The sequence below is a fragment of the Cytobacillus sp. GQ23 genome (assembly GCF_059758675.1).
In genome coordinates this window covers 15,552-32,615 of sequence record NZ_JCAXER010000019.1, presented here as the reverse complement: position 1 = coordinate 32,615, position 17,064 = coordinate 15,552, and the positions used below count along the sequence as shown (strand labels likewise).

Sequence of the window (17,064 nt, the reverse complement as noted above, 5' to 3'; positions counted from 1 at the left end):
ATGAGTACTTTTATTAAAAAAGATCTGCTGGTTTTCTGGAGAGACCGCAAAGAGATCCTTTTGGCCTTATTGCTTCCTGTCCTTATTATTGTCATCTTGAATTTTACCTTTTCCGGCCTTTTGAAGGATGAAGAAGCCATTCAGATCGATGTTTCGTTCATTCAGGAGGATGATGTTGAAAAGGGGAAGGAGCAGTTTGCAGCTGCGGTCGAAGAGAAGGGGATTCCTGCGGAAGAAAAACAAGCCATTTTGGCAGCGGCATCGGGTCTTGATCCTGTTGAGCTTTTACAGGAGTTCCTGAATAGCTCGGATTTGAAGGAATGGGTAACGGTGAAGGACGTACCCCGACAGGAAGCAGCCGAACAAGTGAAAAGCGGGGAACTGGATGCCCTTGTTTCAATTCCAGAAGGATTTACGTACGCAACGTTATCCCACCTGTTTTTAGGGGAAGCGTCCCAAGGGGCTTTTCATATTCAGGCTGAGGAACAATCGACAGAGGTCAATTCACTGCAGGAGATCATGCAGAACTTTGTCAATACACTTAATATGCAATTTGCTCTCGGGAAGCAAGAGGCTGAAACCTCTGCAGAACCGGTACTCCCGAAAGGCGGCAGGGAAGTGGTTGAAGGCGTGGATGGCGCTTCCGCTTATACCTTTGCCCAATACTTTACCATTGCCATTGGGACGCTGTTTGCTTTATTCATGGCCCAAACAGTCGCTTTAAAAACAGTAACAGAGAAACGGGAACAGGTATTCAATCGGATTATTTTAACCGATCGTCACCCGCTGTTCTTTTTACTAGGAAAATCGGTCTCGGCCTTTCTTCTGGCTCTTATGCAGTTCGCCATCACCCTGACAGCTGTTCAATTGCTGCTGGATGTATTTCCGGGTAAATCCTTCACCTTTTGGGCTGGAGTCACGCTGATCCTGATAGTCTTTGCCTTAACGGTCGGGGGATTGTCAGCCCTATTAACAGCCCTTACACTCCATTTGAACGATAGTAATTCAGCTAGCGGAGTATCTACGGTGATCATTATGGGATGTGGTGTTCTGGGCGGAAGCTTTTTCCCGCTTGATGGATTGCCGGAGCCGATCCAGAAAATCGGTGAATGGACACCTAATGGCCTGACTCAGACAGCGATTATTGAATGGGTTCAGTATACAGAATTCCATGATTTACTGTTCCCGATTCTTTTTCTTGCAGCTGTATGTATCATTTGTTTTGCCATTAGTTTGTCAATTTTTCCAAAAAGGGGGCGAAGCTAATGTATCCAGTGTTTTACGCTCAATTCTTAAAGGACAAACGAAAACCGCTTCTCATTCTGTTATTTATTGGACTCAGTATAGTGGCTACCCTTATCTTTGGAAATTCAGCATGGGGTTCCAAAACCTCTGTCAGCATTTTTGCTTCCGGGCCAAATGCCGGGGAAATTGAACAAAAGTGGGTCACGTTATTAAATAAAAATACAGATACGAAATATGAGATCTCGGACGAAGCAACGGCGCGCGAACAGGTAAGAGAGGGAAAAAGGGATGCGGCCATTCATGTAATGGAAGAGGATTATCGTGTCATTACAGCTTCAGATATGCCCAACATTCATCTGATTGAGCAGGAGGTTCATAAAGTTTTTACAGAAGAGGCGCAGCTTAAAGCTCTGGCGGGCACAGAAGAAAAAGCTGAATTAAGAGAATCAGTGGATCGCTTTATGGAAAATCCTCCTATGGCCGTTGGAATAAAAAGCCTGGATGGCGGGGAATTATCGAGCCATGATATGGGGACACAGCTCCTGTTCGGGTTCACTTTATTCTTAGCGATGATCACGATTGGCTTTAAGGTGAATGGCATTAATGCGGATAAAGTCAGCGGGGTCTGGAATCGCCTGAACTTATCGTCTGTGAGTAAAATTAATTTGTATACCGGTCATTTGCTGTATAGCTTTATCATTGGATTTTTCCAAATGACGGTAGTGTTTTTACTATTTGATTATGTCATGAACTTTGAAATTGGCCCGTTTCCCATTATTCTGGTGATCGCAGCTGTCTTTACCTTAAGCAGTGTCAGCCTGGCTATGCTTCTTGCGGGTGTGGCCAAAACACCGGAAAAGTTTAATATGGTTTATACGTCCGTTATTCCGATTATCCCGATAATCAGCGGTGTCTATGTGCCGCCAGGGGTAATGGATAATCCGGTATTCACCTTTGCAGCTGGCTGGTTCCCAATGGGGTATGCAGTCGAGTCTATGATGGATGTGGCCCTTTTTGGTGCAGGCTGGAGTGATATTCTCCTGCCGATTTCAATCATGCTGCTTATGGCCGTTTTGTATATGGGACTTGGGATAAACCTGGGGGAACGCGGCGGGCGCTAAGGCTGGGATGCTTTTCTTGGCACCGGGTGCAGCAACAGCTCATATCGCAATGCCGAAATGATCGTTTCTCATTTGTAAATTAAAAAGCAGCGGGACTTTATCGTATTTCCGATAGGGTCCGCTGCTTTTTTCCGTTGCTGCTTCATTTTCTTTTCTTCTTTTCCATTAACTCTTTTTTCAAGAAAACCTCAAACAGGAGGTCAATCAGCATGACAAGCGTCGATCTGGCGGTTAAGTCGTATCCGGCATAGGTTACCCGCTGGACGTTCGCGCTTAGAGAATATTCTGTTAAGTTCGAGAGTGTGCTGTCCGGTGTATTTGTGATAGAGAGTGTCTGCATCGTTTTATATTTAACTTTTTCGGCGACTTTGGTTATCGTCTTTGTTTCGCCGCTAGAGGAGATGAAGATAACCATGTCCTTTGGTTCCAGCATGTTCGTCAGGATGTCAATGATATGTGATTCGTAGACATATACAGTCGTCTTGTTCACTTGCATGAATAGCTTGCTGAAGTATTCACCCATCATTTTGGAAAGGCCGACTGCCACGATGATTACGCGGCTTGATTTTACCATTTGCTCAGCAGACTTCTCAATTTCTTCCAGCTGGATGGATTCCAGGGTCTCATTCAAATCATGCCTGTAGCGAGCCAGAGGATTCATTTCTGCTGGCAGACTTTCATCATCCATTCCTCTAAGTATATACTTCAGTTCCGTGAACCCCTCAAGGCCGAGCTTATGGCACATTCGTACGATGGTCGTAGTACTGACATTGTTTTCCGCAGCCATTGCTGTCAGGGGCAGGTGCTTTGCTTTTTCCAGGCTGGATTCAATATAGTAGAGTACGTGCTTCTCGGCATGTGTAAGTGAGGGAATGGCGTGAGCGAAGTGTTCTGTGACTTTTCCCATTGGAGCTCCTCTTTTGCATTGTTTTCCTGATTATATCACACCGTACAGTGCAATCTATACCCATTGATGTTTTAAGATTTATTAAATGTTGTACAATTGTACGCTGAATGTACAAAGAGAAGCAGCGGATTCATGTTAAAACTGTAATGTAAGCGATTTTAGAAAAGGCTTTCTTGAAACTGAGTTGATTTGAAAGCGCTATTCATAGAGAAATAGATGAGGAGTGAAAAGACATGGAATTAAAGAACATGACTGACAAAAGTCTGCTCTTTTTCGATGTTGAGTGGGGAACCAAGGAAGAAGTCATCCGCCATCTGGTGGACGCACTTGACCGAAATGGCTGCCTTAGCTCAAAAGAAGAGTATTATCAGGCTGTAATGGATAGGGAACAGATTTCACCTACTGGCTTTGAAAAAGGGCTTGCGATTCCTCACGGTAAGTCTGCAGCTGTAAAAAAAGCTGCCTTTGCCGTTGCCCGTCTAAAAAATAAACTGAATGAATGGGAAAGCATTGACCCGAATAATGAAGTTGAGCTTGTGTTCCTATTGGCGATTCCTAGCGCTGAAGCAGGATCTACTCATTTAAGCCTTCTATCTGAGTTAAGCACGCGTTTAATGAATGAAAGCTACTATCAGCGTTTAATGAGTGCAAATAATGCTGATCAATTCCTGGGAGCAATTGACCAGGTTGAGGAGAACCAAGCACATTCAGAAGAGTATACAAAAACGGTACTGGCCATCACGGCCTGTGCAGCAGGCATTGCCCATACTTACATGGCTGCAGAGGCTTTGGAAAAGGCAGGAAGAGAAATGGGCATCCGTGTCATTACCGAGAAGCAAGGTGCCAATGGGCTTGAGGACCAGCATACAAAAGCCCTGATTTCTGAAGCGGATGCTGTTATCTTTGCAACTGATATCTCTCCAAGAGGAATGGAGCGATTCAATGGCAAGCCTTATGTACAAACAAAGGTTGCTGAACCTTTAAAGAGCGCCGGGGACATGATCAATCGTGCATTGAACAATCCGGATGGTGTGGTACAAGCTTCAGGTGAAGATGGAGATTCCGGCATGGATTCAGATGACAAAAAAGGGTTATGGTCTGAAATGTCACAGGCGATTCTGACCGGTATTTCTTACATGATTCCTGTCATTGTTGCGGCTGGTTTAATGATCGGGATTGCCAAGCTCGGAGCCATGCCATTTGGCTTGTCTGGAGAGATCCACGATGCAAAATATATTGAGCATTCGAATGAATTATTAGTTATCCTGCATCACCTTGATAAATTTGGGGGACTGATCTTTAAGTTCATGTATCCGATCTTCGGAGCGTTTGTCGCTTATTCACTGGCAGGACGTCCAGGACTTGTATCAGGTCTTATTGGCGGAGCATTCGCAGCAGGCCTTCACTACACGTTCTGGGGAGTAGAAGATGGAATCCCGTCTGGTTTCCTTGGAGCATTGATTCTTGGATTGGTTGCCGGTTATGTTTCCAGATTCCTGAATGAAAAAATCAAACTGCACAAAAATCTGCAGGCCATGAAACCGATGCTGATCATTCCGGCTATCAGCGTATTGACGATTTTCTTCCTGAATTTTTACTTTGTGGATCCTGTTTTTGGAGCCCTGAATACAACCATCAGAAATTATATTGAATCAGCACAAGGCTCAGGCACCTTATTCCTTTCCGCTGTTATCGCAGCGGCGACAGCATTTGACCTTGGCGGACCAATCAATAAAGCGGCAGGTGCGATTGCGATTGGCCTTGCCGCAGATCAGATTTTCCCGCTGACTGCAAGGGTTCTGGCGATTGTCATTCCGCCAATTGGTTTAGGTCTTGCGACGATTATCGATAAATATGTTGTTGGCAGAAGAGTCTTCGATGAGAATCTTCGTGTCACAGGTAATACATCACTATTGCTGGGATTTATCGCGATTAGTGAAGGAGCGATTCCGTTCATGCTACGCAACCCGCTGATCACCATTCCGCTTAACATTATCGGAGCCATCGTCGGTGTTATCACTGCTGTTGCACTGGGAGCCGTTCAATGGTATCCGCTGCCTGCCGTCTGGGGCTGGCCGTTAGTCGAAAATTTCTGGGCGTATTTCGCCGGATTGCTTGCCGGTGCCATATTCATCGCACTAAGCAATATCTTCATACGCTTCGCTCTTATCAAACGAAAAGAAGCAGCTAAGTAAAAAAACGAAAAAGGTGTCTGTTTATACAGGCACCTTCATCACTTTCATAGAACGATACACCATTCTGCAGGGAGGCTAGTCTGATGAAAAAACAAAAATATGTATATGTGGTCCCGCATTCCCACTGGGACCGGGAGTGGTATTTCACTATAGAGGATTCCAACGTCCTGCTTGCCGAGAATCTTGATCACCTTATGACAGTACTTGAAAATGATGAAGACTATCATGGCTATGTATTTGATGCTCAGGTTTCAGTTATTGAGGAATATTTACAAATCAATCCGGAAGACAAAGAGAGGATTCTAAGGCTAGTTACGGCTAAAAGATTATTCATCGGACCATGGTACACGCAGACCGATTCATTATTGGTCCATAAGGAATCCATGATCCGCAACCTTTTATATGGAACGCGCATTGCCAATGAATTTGGACACAGTATGGAGGTAGGCTATCTGCCTGACATCTTTGGGCAAAATGCGTATTTGCCTTCCATTTTTACCGGATTCGGAATAGAAAACAGTATTTTGCAGAGAGGGATTTATACTGATCAGCTGGGAGAAGACTTGAATTTCACCTGGAAGTCACCGGACGGGAAAACGGTCAAAGCGAATAATATGTATTTCGGCTATGGCCCTGGAAAATTCCTTGCAGCGGATGAAAGCTATTACGAAGAACGCCTGCAGCCTATGCTTGAAAAATTGGCTGATCTGAATGGGAATACCGGACATTTGCTGCTGCCTGCAGGAGGGGACCAGGTGCTGGTGAGGGAACATTTCCCGAAAACGATTGAAAAGCTGAATGAAATGGATCCGGTACACGAGTTCATTCTTTCTGATTTTGAAAGTTTCATGAAGGCTGCCTGGGAAAACGGGAGCTTCGAAAATGTGATTGAAGGGGAGCTTATCGCACCGCAAAAATCACGCATTCATAATACCATCCGCTCCCAGCGATATGACATTAAAAAGCTAAATGATGAGGTTGAACAAAATATCCTTCACACGCTTGAACCGCTCGCCATGATCGGACTGACGCTTGGCTTGAAGTATCCTCAGAGATGGCTAGATCAAATGTGGAAGCAGCTATTTGATGTTCATGCTCATGACAGCATCGGCGGCTGCAACTCGGATGATACCAATTCAGACATCATGCAGCGCCTTACAAAGGTTGGCCGAATTGCGGATGGACTGATCAATATTTTGAAAAAGCAGCTGACCCGGGCAATCAGTAAAAAGCTTGGGAAAGATAACCTGAACATTGTCTTTAATACACAGGCAAAGCCATATGCCGGTCCAGTTGAAAGTGTTATTTTCACGAAAGAAAAGGAATTTGCTGTTACTGATTTAGACGGCGATAAACTTCTCGTTTCTGTGGCTGAGCAGGAATACATCAGCGGCGGGAAGATGATTGTTGTCACTGCTGAGGGTGAGAAGGAAGTAGAACAGCCTGGATATTACCGCAATGCTGTATTAATTGACCTGGAAGGCGTCCCTCCAATGGGATACAAAACCTTATTGGTTGAAGAAGGGCTAAGTGGCAGTCCGGGAATGAGTCCTTCTCAAGATGCTCAGATTGAAAATGGATTCTATTCATTGCGTTTGAATGACGGCAGGCTTGAATTGCTGAATAAAGAATCAGGCATGGCACTAAAAGACTTTCTAAAGTTCGAGAATGTCGCCGATGCCGGTGATTCTTATGACTTTTCGCCATTCGAGGGTGATGAGCAGCATATCATTGACAACGCATCCCTTCTTGGTGTTGAAAAAGCGGAAATGGCGGAAAAGATGATGGTGGTTCATGAAGCACTCATTCCAGGAAATCTGGAGGAAAGACAAACGGGCAAGGCCACCACAGCTCTGAAGATTATCAGTGCCTTTGAACTTCGAAAAGGCGAGAAAACGGTCAGAGTGACCCATGAAATCGATAATCATGTATCTGACCATCGTGTGCGAGTTCTTTTGGATACACCTGTCGCAAATCCGGCGGTTTCCTATGGGGATCAAGCGTTCAGCGTACTGGAGCGTCCGACCGAGAACGCCCACCTGGCCCATTGGAAAGAACGTGGCTTTGCAGAGGCGCCGGTTCCTTACTATCCAATTGAAAACTTTGCAGTCGCTGCTGACGAAGAAACGACTTTTGCCGTACTCACGAAGGGAATCAAAGAGTATGAACTGATCAAAAAATCCGGAACTCTGGCTTTGACGCTTTTTAGGAGTGTTGGCCTGCTGGGCCGTGACAATCTGGCTTGGCGTCCGGGGCGTGCATCTGGGATTAACAACAAGACAGTCTATACTCCTGATGCGCAAATGCAGCTGAAAATGGAGTTTGAATATGGAATTGTATTCCTTGATGAAGCTTTTTCTGAGAAGGTATTGTTTGAGGAAGTCGAGAACTATCGTGGACGTTATGCCACATACCAGCTGCAATCCTACAACACATTTGAGGAAAGACTCGAGCGTTTCGAGCTGCCTCAGCCGATTGAAGAGGCTCCAGAAGTTTTTTCCTTGTTTGAACTGGATCATGATGGGATCTTTGTCAGCACCTGCAAGAGGGCGTATGAGGATAATAGCTTGTTAATCAGAATGTTCAATCCTTCCGATAGGGATGAAACCTGCTCAATCGCAAGTGATCATTTTACACGAGCAGTGGAAACAGATCTGTATGAAAAAGAAGGATTGGATACTAATCTGCATTCAATCACCGTTCCGGCAAAAGGGTATATGACATTAAAATTAATGGGGGAATAAGGATGACGGCCGTTCTCTTTGAAACAATTCAGCACCAATTGAAACAAATTTACGGTAATAAGTATGAAGAACGATACATGGAGATGACCAAAGAGCTTATCCGGAAGTGGTCTGAAGCTGCTTGGCAGCAAAATGACCTTATCTCCGAAAAAAATGTTTATTTGATCACCTATGGTGACAGCATCTATGAAAAAGGGCAGCCAACCCTTGATACACTGCACCGATTTTTAAATGAATACATTAAGGGGATTATTACGGATGTGCATTTGCTGCCAATGTTCCCCTATACCTCTGATGATGGTTTCTCCGTAACCGACTACCGGAAAATCCATCCGGAGCTGGGGGATTGGAGCAACATAGAAAGTCTGTCAAAGGATTATCGCCTGATGTTCGATTTTGTGGCGAACCATATTTCTAAGTCAAGTGAATGGTTCCAGCGCTACCTTCAGGATGACCCTGAATATAATCAATATTTCATTCCTTCTGATTCCGAGTTCGATACAAAGAGTGTCGTAAGGCCGAGAACTTCTCCTTTATTTCATGAATATGAGGGGAAGAATGGAACAAAAACAGCCTGGACCACCTTCAGTGAAGACCAGGTGGATGTGAATGTCGCATACTTCCCGCTGCTGCTGGAAATGACGGACATCCTGCTCACGTATGCATATAAAGGCGGTACAAGCATCCGCCTTGATGCCATTGGGTTCTTATGGAAGGAATCCGGCACAAGCTGCATGCACCTGCCGCAGACCCATACAATTATCCAAATGTGGCGTACACTGCTGGATCATTTCAAGCCGGGAACGCAGATTATTACCGAGACAAATGTGCCGCACAAGGAAAATATCAGCTACTTTGGCGATGGTACAGATGAAGCTCAAATGGTCTACCAGTTTTCATTGCCGCCGCTTGTTCTGTATACGTTGACTACACATGATTCCGGCAAGCTGACAGAATGGGCAAAGACGATTGGAAAGGTTACCGACACAGCTACCTACTTTAATTTCCTGGCGAGTCATGATGGAATCGGAATGCGTCCGACTGAAGGGATTCTGACTGAAGAAGAGAAACAGCTGCTGGTCGATAAGGTTGTTGAAAATGGGGGCCGTGTCTCCTATAAAAATAATAGCGATGGCAGTCAATCAGTCTATGAATTAAATATTAACTATAGTGATGCACTCGTGAATAAAGGCGAAGATCTCACGGATGAACTGAAGGTGCAGAAAATGCTTGCGGCACATTCCATTCTCCTTTCCTTCATAGGCGTCCCTGCGATCTATTATCATTCTCTGCTTGGATCGCAAAATGACCAGCGCGGAGTGGAGGAGTCCGGAATCAATCGCCGGATTAACAGGGAAAAATTCGATTTCAATACTATTTCACGTGAATTGACTACTAGTCCGCGCAGACAATCCATTTTTGGCGGACTGAAGAACATGATTGAGATTCGCCAGGCACATTCCGCCTTCTCACCGTTTGCCGAACAGGAAGTAGTTGACATGGGATCTGATCTCTTTGCACTGAAACGCTTCAATAAAGAAACGGGTGAAGAAATACTGTTTGCCGTTAATGTCAAAGCGGAACCGGTGAAACTTTCATGTGACCTAATAGGCACTAACCTGCTTACAGGTGAACAAACGGATAGTGAAGTCACTTTACAGCCATATGAATTTGTTTGGATTCTCAAATAAGGTGTTGTGTTTATGTTTCCTCAATATAGGCAGGTGTGGTAATTAAAAAGGGCCTTAATGGAAGACCCGATGCTTCAGTCAAGTTTGCCCGAAGACTGTTGGCGGAGAAGGAACAGATGAAGCAATTTCTGTAGGCCCGGTTACAGCAGCCACATACGCCAGGCTCACAATAAAAAGATTATTGGCCTTGGTGGAAGACTCGATACTGAATTAAAAGAAATGTACGAATATCTTGAAGCTGTTTTCTCCATCCAGACGGAGTGCAGGACACAGGACGCTGCAATCATCACCCTGAAACAATTGGAGGTCACAGCCAGCCAGGTGGTAAGAGTGCCTGAGGCAGAGATGAGCATGGGAGTGGATCTCATGCTCTATTTCTGTTGTATTCTACCACTGAAAAATAAAACTGAATTATTAATGATAATATACAGATGATATTCGTCGTTGAAAAATACAGATGTTCCGGGAGGAGAGACAAGATATAGATATGTAAGGATGCCCAATGGTACTGTTCGTAGTATCGATGGGCATCCTTTATTAAGACTAAATAAAGTTGATCTTCCTATTTTAGTTCTTTACTCCTGTATGATGAATAACCCGTTCCATCGCTTGAATATGCCCCAAATGGTTTGCCTCATGAAACAACGCAAATTCTGCTAATTCTCCAAAGGTTTCAAGTCCCAAAAATGGTTTATCCAGCTTTTCATTTAACCGTTCTGCCGGAATTTGCTGTATTCGGACCAATTGATCCTTCAGCTGAATAATGATCTCATCTGCTTCAGGAATATCACCTTTCCAATCAGCCGGCTTTGTCCCGTTCCCAAATAGTTCAATGTAGTTTGCAGGGATATGGGTCGTTTTGCGGGGAAAGCCAAACATAAACTGTTCACAGACCGTTAATACATGGCCAATATGCCAATGGATCGTGTTGTTAAACCCGTCTGGCTGGATACTTGCTACATCCTTTGATATTGACTCGATCTTATTAATAAAATAACCTCTTGTCTTCTCAAACTGTTTAAACACTAGTTCATTCATTCTTTTCTCCCCTTCCAAATATTCTCATCTGTTAATATACCAAAATTCCAGAAAAATAAGGAGAGTCAATGGACTGAAAAATTGATTATTGATTTCTTTTATTTTACAGCGGAGGTTTAGTTTGAAATATGGCTGGACCTTACATTCGACAATTATAATGTCATTGTTAATTTGGGCATGTAATCAAGTTCACCGCAACCAATCATAGCAATGCCAATCATTCTGCCGGATAATATAAAATCATGCTGACACGTGCCATTGATTTCCCTGAATTATGATAGGTATGGGGCCGATCAGCTTTAAATCTGATGGAGTCACCGCTTTTTAACGTAAATTCATCGTTATTAACCCGGATGGTTATTTCCCCATCAAAAACCACGATCAATTCTTCGGTTCCCTCGATATGCGGTTCAGCGCTAAGGTAACCTCCTTTGTCAATTTCGACAGTATACACTTCAAATCGCTTCTCGTTTTCGAAAGGAAAGTAAGGATATACCCGATACCTGCCATAATCTTCTGATAATGTCTGAATGTCCTTCTTTAAAACAAGCTGCGTCTCCGGCTGGGGATTATTGATCAGTGAGGTAAAAGAGATCTTAAGACCGTTCGCAATCTTCCAGATCGTTGTAATGGTAGGGCTTGATTCACCCCGTTCAATTTGGCCTATCATCGTTTTGCTAACTCCCGTTAATTCGGCGACCTTCTCTAAACTTAATTTTTTATTTTCCCGATATGCTTTTAGATTTTTTGCAAGAATTAAATGAATTTCCTCCATTGCTGCATTCCTTTCATCTGTACAATATAACGTCCGTAATATACAATATGTAGTAAATCGCTATATTGTCTTTTCTGTACATTATAGCATACATGAGGAGGAGGAAAACAGCTGTGTCTTTATTATCATTTTTCTTATATGTGTTTGTGACCAGCTTTACACCAGGCCCAAACAATATTATGGCCATGCTATTCGCCAACCGGTTCGGTTTAAGAAATACGATCCAATTTTGTTTAGGGGTCGGTGCAGGGTTCTTTGTCATTATGATCCTTTGCAGCTATTTTAATCTATTTCTGCATCAATACATTCCAAAGGTTGAATTGGTCATGACCATCATTGGAGTTATGTATATGCTGTTTTTGGCATTTAAAATCATGACCAGTAAATCGGATGATCCAAACCATAATGATGGGAAGCATAACGGCTTTTTAATCGGGATGCTTTTGCAATTTATTAATCCAAAAGGGATTTTATATGGGGTTACCGTTATATCCACCTTCATCCTCCCGTATCACACTTCCCATGCGAGCCTGATTTTCTTTTCCATCCTCCTTGCTTTTGTAGGTTTTCTAAGTACCTTTTGCTGGAGTGTTTTTGGTTCTATTTTTCAATCCTTCCTGGTGAAGTATCGAAATCAGTTTAATGTCATAATGGCTTTGCTCTTGGTGTATAGTGCCGGGTCAGTTCTTGTGGGGTATTTTATTCGGTAAATGTCTTAATAATGGGGTACAGCCAATATGTACCCCATACTTGTTTAAATCATTAGTTTTATTCATTTTATTTAACAGAAGTTGCCTTTATAATATAAGCAAACTATTGGATACATATAAGAAATTGATAGATAAGTTTTTTTTCAAAGGGGGGATTCTTAATGATTACAGTCAACGAGTTTGCAGATGTGTTAGAAGGGGAAAATATTTTGCTGGTGGGCGGCGGCAGGCAAAATATGAATAAAGAGATTGCCTACTTAACAAGCATGGAGCTTACTGAAAAAACTTCCCGCATGAAAGAAAAAGGCTTTGTTATGACTACATTTCACGCTTTTAAAGATGTGAATCAAATGGTTAGCCATCTAGAATGGATGCAGGAAATCGGAATAAGTGCTATTGGTTTTCATACAGCCGCTTTGAAAGCAATACCAAAAGAACTTATTGACTACTCCAATGCCCATTCTTTCCCGCTTTTTGAAATCCCCCAAGAGGTCCCATACTATATCATACACGAGAAATATAATCAGCTGGTAAATAAGAAAGAAAATGAACAGGCTTCGAAATTACATAGGTTAAATGAAAAGCTGATGGAAATTGTTCTCCTGGAAAAGGATTTGAATTCCATTGTAAAAGTGATAGGAGAATATATAAACAATGTTGTGTGCGTGTTAGACCCGTATTTCGACTTGATTGCTTTTTGGAAAACGAAAAAGCAAACCAGAGATGAGATAAAGCATTTGATTAATTTAATCATAAATCAGCATAAAGAGAACGTATTAAAGGCCCGATTTACCAATCGTGAATCAAATATAGCGGTGAAAATCCATTCTGGTTCTTGCCAGGATTTCAAGGTAGCCCCGCTGTTTTCTAAGATGAACTTTCTTGGCTACCTGATCATTTGTCAAGATGGAACAGCGGATAAGTTTTCAGAAGAGGTCATTAAGAACGGAATACGTGCCTTAAGCTTAGCAGCCTATAATAAAAATACAATGCTCCACTATCAAAAAAGCAAGGATATAGAAATGCTGGAGAGTATTTTTCAAGGAGAATCTGGCGAAAAAAATCTATCAGATTTTTATATGGACCTAAAGAAAATAAGATGTACTTTCCAGGTGCGGTCCTCATCTCCTGAAGCACTTCAGTCAAAACTTCAAAGGCTTTCAGAGAGTTTAGTAGAGGATGAAACAAATTCCCGATTATGGATTTATAACAGAAGAATTGTCGGGGTGATGGATTCAATATTAGACAGAGAGTGGTTAGCGGCTATTCTGAGAGACTCCCCAGGAATATTCATCGGCGTAAGTGCGATAGAAGAAGTGAAGCATTGCAGCCAATTGAAGGCTATGTTTGATCAATCATCAATGGGGCTGCTGCATGGTCAGATTCATGATTCACCATTAGTGTTTTGGGATGAGATGGGGATCGAAAAAATCGCTTATAATTTACAATCCCATCATTTATTTCAAAACTTTGATGAAGAATTACTGGGTCCATTGATTGCCTATGATCTGGAAAAGAATGCGTCCTTTACCGAAACATTATATACATATTTAAAACACTTTTTTAATCTGCAAAAATCAAGCAGTGAATTATTCGTGCATCCTAATACGGTAAAGTACAGATTGCAGAAAATAACCGAATTAATGCAGATGGATATTCAAAACCCGTCCAATTATTCAATGCTGATGCTGGCCTTTTCCATATACAGATTTAAACAAAAGGCCAATCAATTCCAATAGAATTGTTTACTGGGGACAAATTACTGTCTCTTTTTTGTTTGCACGTTACAATGATAAATTATTTTTCTATTGTTATGATTTTGAATAATCAAACAAAAGGAGGACTTCAAAATGCCAACAGACACGAATTGGATATTAAAAGGCGGCAGCATTATTGACGGACTAAATGATGAGGTGCTGGAGAATTCGTATATCAAGGTTGAAAACGGAAGAATAACGGAGGTCCAGCAAGGGGAGCCAGGTGATACAGAAGGGTTTGAAGTCATTGATTGTACCGGAAAATATATACTTCCCGGACTGATCGACTGCCATGTGCACCTCGTCTGGAATGGCAGCGCAGACCCGCAATCCGTCATAAAAAATGAAGAAAATGACAGAATCGCTCTGGAAGCCTATAAACATGCATTGGATACCCTGAAATTAGGCGTCACTACTGTAAGAGATTTGGGTGCACCGGATCGAACTGTATTGCATGTAAGAAATGCCATTGATTCCGGCTTGCTTTCAGGGCCTACCATTATTGCATCTGGTGCACCTATCTGTATGACAGGGGGACATGTCTATTATTTAGGCTATGAATCGGACGGGCCTGACGAAGTTCGAAAGAATACCAGAAGGGTACTGAAAGAAGGGGCAGACCTCGTGAAAGTAATGGCAACGGGCGGTATTTATACAAAAGGGGAAGAACCCGGCTCAGTTCAATTAACAATAGAAGAACTGAGTGCAGCAAAAGAAGAGGCATTAAAGAAAAACAAGAAGGTCTCTGCACATGCAGATGGAATTGAAGGGATCATGAATTGTTTAGAGGTTGGGATTGACACAATCGAGCATGGAATTTACGCAGATCGGCAGGCTCTTGAAATCATGAAAAATCAGGGAACCTTTTTAGTGCCGACAATGGCTGTCATGAGACAGCTTATAAGCAGTCCGGACATTCCTGCATATGCTCTTGAAAAAGCTAAGCAAGTAGTGGGGCCGCATTTCTCGATGCTGCAGGAAGCTGTTCAAATCGGAGTGAAGATTGCAACGGGAACTGATTGCGGCTCTCCATTAACCCCGCCCCGCTATTATTATGATGAATTAGCGATTATGCATGAAGCCGGAATGTCAGAAATGGAAGTCATAAAAGCATCAACGAGTGTTGCGGCTGAATGTCTTGGAATCGAAGCTCAGCGAGGCAGTATTTCACCTGGAAAGTTCGCAGATTTGCTGATTTCAGACAGCGATCCTCTGAATGATTTAAATAGTTTGCGGGGTGATAAGCTTGTGATGAAAAATGGTGTTTTGGTCAGTTAACTTTCACAATTCAAACGTCATGATTCTGTTAACTGTAACGGGGCTCTGCGGTTGCTGAGTCTCCCTTGTATACCAATTTTAATTAGGAGACATAGATTACTGTTCCAATTTTAAATCTGCATTAAGCTGCCACACAGCCTTATATAAAAATAGGAAAAGGGAGTGAGCTTATTGAACATTTATTTAGTTGCAGTTGTGATTTATCTTGTTTTCATGGCGTTGATTGGTGTGTATTTCGCAAAAAAGTCGGTGAAAAACAGCGACGACTTTATGGTTGCAGGCCGAAGCCTGCCTCTATTCGTCGTCATGGGAACCCTTCTGGCAACATTTGTTGGATCTGGAACTGTTGTGGGCGGAGCGAGCTTTATTTACCAATACGGACCGTTTGCCGCTATTTTTAATCTGTCAGGCGGGATTTTTGGGACTATCATCTTGTATTTTATAGCTTCCAAGATTCGAAAGATTGAAATCTATACAGTTCCAGATCTTTTGGAAAGGCGTTTTGGAAAAGCTGCTCTTTATATATCATCCGTTATAATCATCTTTGCCTTTGTCGGAATAACAGCCTACCAGTTTACAGGTGGAGCATATGTGCTGCAATTAACTACAGGCATTCCACTGGAAACAGGAGCCATCATTATGTGTGCATTGGTTATCTTCTTAACTGTAAGCGGCGGGCTATTTTCAGTTGCTTATACTGACGCACTAAGTGCCATTTTAATTATTATTGGCTTTCTTTTCGGGGTTCCTTTTGCATTGAATGCTGTTGGGGGATTTGACGGATTAGCTCTATCTTTGCCTGAAGTGAATAAATCCTGGAATGGCGGGTTATCATTTCCTCAGCTTCTCGGTTTCTTCCTGCCATTATTTTTACTTGTTCTGGGTGATCAAAACATGTATCAGCGATTCTCCGCAGCGAAAGATCCGAACGTAGCCCGCAAATCCACTATCGGCTTTTTTGCTGGCAGTGTTATTGTCATTAGTTTAACCATCATCTTAGCAACTACTTCCATTGTACTCTTTCCAGAAATCAAGCCTGATACAGCCATTTTATCCCTTGCGATTGATGGTGTACCCCTTGTCATCGGATTGCTTATTCTTTGTTCAGCCGTTGCTTTTATTATCACAACAGCTACCTCCTATCTTCTATCAGCATCAGGGAATATTGTCAGTGACTTAATCCGGCGCTCCAGTAAAAGCAAGCTGTCAGAAAGTAAACTTCTCTGGTACAACCGCGTCATTGTCGTGGTATTAGGAGTCCTTGCCTATGTATTGGGGCAATTCTTCCCAAGCGTACTGGCCATCCAAATGTATTCCTATACGATGTATGGCGCGTCCTTGACTCCGGCCATTCTTGCAACTGTACTATGGAAGAATGCAACAAAAGCAGGAGTGATCAGCTCCATGATTGTGGGTGGTTCGGCAACGATGATTTGGGAAATTGGTCTTAACCGTCCATTAGATTGGAATAGTGTCCTGTTTGCCCTTCCTTTATCAGTCTTAACACTCATTATAGTCAGTTTGGCAACGAGAAATAAAAACGTCACAACAGACATCACTACTGATCATACAAGCTAATAGGACTTAAAAGGAGTTGGTAAAC

The 17,064-nt window shown here is 42.7% G+C and carries 12 protein-coding genes; 9 read left to right on the top strand and 3 right to left on the bottom strand.

Annotated features, from left to right (window positions below; all coding sequences use genetic code 11):
• The gene (locus tag AC6CHU_RS16490; protein WP_159864511.1) at positions 1 to 1,266 is read left to right on the top strand and encodes an ABC transporter permease; all 1,266 of its coding nucleotides are present in this window, start codon (positions 1 to 3) and stop codon (positions 1,264 to 1,266) included.
• The gene (locus tag AC6CHU_RS16485; RefSeq protein WP_498122360.1) at positions 1,266 to 2,366 is read left to right on the top strand and encodes an ABC transporter permease; all 1,101 of its coding nucleotides are present in this window, start codon (positions 1,266 to 1,268) and stop codon (positions 2,364 to 2,366) included. The genes AC6CHU_RS16490 and AC6CHU_RS16485 overlap by 1 nt, the downstream gene beginning before the upstream one ends.
• A 142-nt stretch (positions 2,367 to 2,508) precedes the next feature.
• On the opposite strand, the gene AC6CHU_RS16480 is transcribed toward AC6CHU_RS16485, so the two are convergent.
• Complete coding sequence (locus AC6CHU_RS16480) at positions 2,509 to 3,273, bottom strand: MurR/RpiR family transcriptional regulator (RefSeq protein WP_498122358.1); 765 nt, start codon at positions 3,271 to 3,273, stop codon at positions 2,509 to 2,511.
• Between the two features lie 233 nt (positions 3,274 to 3,506).
• Here AC6CHU_RS16480 and AC6CHU_RS16475 point away from each other — a divergent pair, with 233 nt between their 5' ends.
• The 3 genes from AC6CHU_RS16475 to AC6CHU_RS16465 all read left to right on the top strand — a co-directional run bounded on the left by AC6CHU_RS16475 (position 3,507) and on the right by AC6CHU_RS16465 (position 9,903).
• The gene (locus tag AC6CHU_RS16475) at positions 3,507 to 5,468 is read left to right on the top strand and encodes a fructose-specific PTS transporter subunit EIIC (RefSeq protein ID WP_498122356.1); all 1,962 of its coding nucleotides are present in this window, start codon (positions 3,507 to 3,509) and stop codon (positions 5,466 to 5,468) included.
• Positions 5,469 to 5,551: 83 nt separating this feature from the next.
• On the top strand, positions 5,552 to 8,212 hold the full coding sequence (locus AC6CHU_RS16470) for a glycoside hydrolase family 38 N-terminal domain-containing protein (RefSeq protein ID WP_498122354.1): 2,661 nt from the start codon (positions 5,552 to 5,554) through the stop codon (positions 8,210 to 8,212).
• Positions 8,213 to 8,214: 2 nt separating this feature from the next.
• Positions 8,215 to 9,903 carry an alpha-amylase family glycosyl hydrolase gene (locus tag AC6CHU_RS16465; RefSeq protein WP_251284142.1) on the top strand — a complete coding sequence of 563 codons (1,689 nt, stop codon included), beginning with the start codon at positions 8,215 to 8,217 and terminating at the stop codon, positions 9,901 to 9,903.
• Between the two features lie 567 nt (positions 9,904 to 10,470).
• On the opposite strand, the gene AC6CHU_RS16460 is transcribed toward AC6CHU_RS16465, so the two are convergent.
• Both AC6CHU_RS16460 and AC6CHU_RS16455 read right to left on the bottom strand, forming a co-directional pair.
• Entirely contained in the window at positions 10,471 to 10,941 is a 471-nt protein-coding gene (locus AC6CHU_RS16460) for a DinB family protein (RefSeq protein WP_159864493.1), read from the bottom strand.
• A gap of 217 nt (positions 10,942 to 11,158) precedes the next feature.
• Positions 11,159 to 11,716: a helix-turn-helix domain-containing protein gene (locus tag AC6CHU_RS16455; RefSeq protein ID WP_159864490.1), complete on the bottom strand. Its 558-nt coding sequence runs from the start codon at positions 11,714 to 11,716 to the stop codon at positions 11,159 to 11,161.
• Between the two features lie 113 nt (positions 11,717 to 11,829).
• Between AC6CHU_RS16455 and AC6CHU_RS16450 the strand changes: the two genes are divergently transcribed.
• The 4 genes from AC6CHU_RS16450 to AC6CHU_RS16435 all read left to right on the top strand — a co-directional run bounded on the left by AC6CHU_RS16450 (position 11,830) and on the right by AC6CHU_RS16435 (position 17,039).
• A complete protein-coding gene (locus tag AC6CHU_RS16450) occupies positions 11,830 to 12,426 on the top strand; it encodes a LysE family transporter (RefSeq protein WP_159864487.1) in 597 nt (198 codons plus the stop codon).
• A 161-nt stretch (positions 12,427 to 12,587) separates the two neighbouring features.
• Entirely contained in the window at positions 12,588 to 14,165 is a 1,578-nt protein-coding gene (locus tag AC6CHU_RS16445; protein WP_498122351.1) for a helix-turn-helix domain-containing protein, read from the top strand.
• Between the two features lie 111 nt (positions 14,166 to 14,276).
• Positions 14,277 to 15,461, top strand: a complete 1,185-nt coding sequence (locus tag AC6CHU_RS16440) for a metal-dependent hydrolase family protein (protein ID WP_498122350.1) — start codon at positions 14,277 to 14,279, stop codon at positions 15,459 to 15,461.
• A 171-nt stretch (positions 15,462 to 15,632) separates the two neighbouring features.
• Positions 15,633 to 17,039 (top strand): sodium:solute symporter family protein, encoded by a 1,407-nt coding sequence (locus AC6CHU_RS16435; protein WP_498122348.1) that lies wholly within the window; start codon positions 15,633 to 15,635, stop codon positions 17,037 to 17,039.
• Positions 17,040 to 17,064: the final 25 nt, after the last annotated feature.

What these genes read in the sequence shown, in the direction of transcription:
- AC6CHU_RS16490 (WP_159864511.1), top strand. Translation starts at nt 1, where the DNA reads ATGAGTACTTTTATTAAAAAAGATCTGCTGGTTTTCTGGAGAGACCGC.
- AC6CHU_RS16485 (WP_498122360.1), top strand. Translation starts at nt 1,266, where the DNA reads ATGTATCCAGTGTTTTACGCTCAATTCTTAAAGGACAAACGAAAACCG.
- AC6CHU_RS16480 (WP_498122358.1), bottom strand. Translation starts at nt 3,273, where the DNA reads ATGGGAAAAGTCACAGAACACTTCGCTCACGCCATTCCCTCACTTACA.
- AC6CHU_RS16475 (WP_498122356.1), top strand. Translation starts at nt 3,507, where the DNA reads ATGGAATTAAAGAACATGACTGACAAAAGTCTGCTCTTTTTCGATGTT.
- AC6CHU_RS16470 (WP_498122354.1), top strand. Translation starts at nt 5,552, where the DNA reads ATGAAAAAACAAAAATATGTATATGTGGTCCCGCATTCCCACTGGGAC.
- AC6CHU_RS16465 (WP_251284142.1), top strand. Translation starts at nt 8,215, where the DNA reads ATGACGGCCGTTCTCTTTGAAACAATTCAGCACCAATTGAAACAAATT.
- AC6CHU_RS16460 (WP_159864493.1), bottom strand. Translation starts at nt 10,941, where the DNA reads ATGAATGAACTAGTGTTTAAACAGTTTGAGAAGACAAGAGGTTATTTT.
- AC6CHU_RS16455 (WP_159864490.1), bottom strand. Translation starts at nt 11,716, where the DNA reads ATGGAGGAAATTCATTTAATTCTTGCAAAAAATCTAAAAGCATATCGG.
- AC6CHU_RS16445 (WP_498122351.1), top strand. Translation starts at nt 12,588, where the DNA reads ATGATTACAGTCAACGAGTTTGCAGATGTGTTAGAAGGGGAAAATATT.
- AC6CHU_RS16440 (WP_498122350.1), top strand. Translation starts at nt 14,277, where the DNA reads ATGCCAACAGACACGAATTGGATATTAAAAGGCGGCAGCATTATTGAC.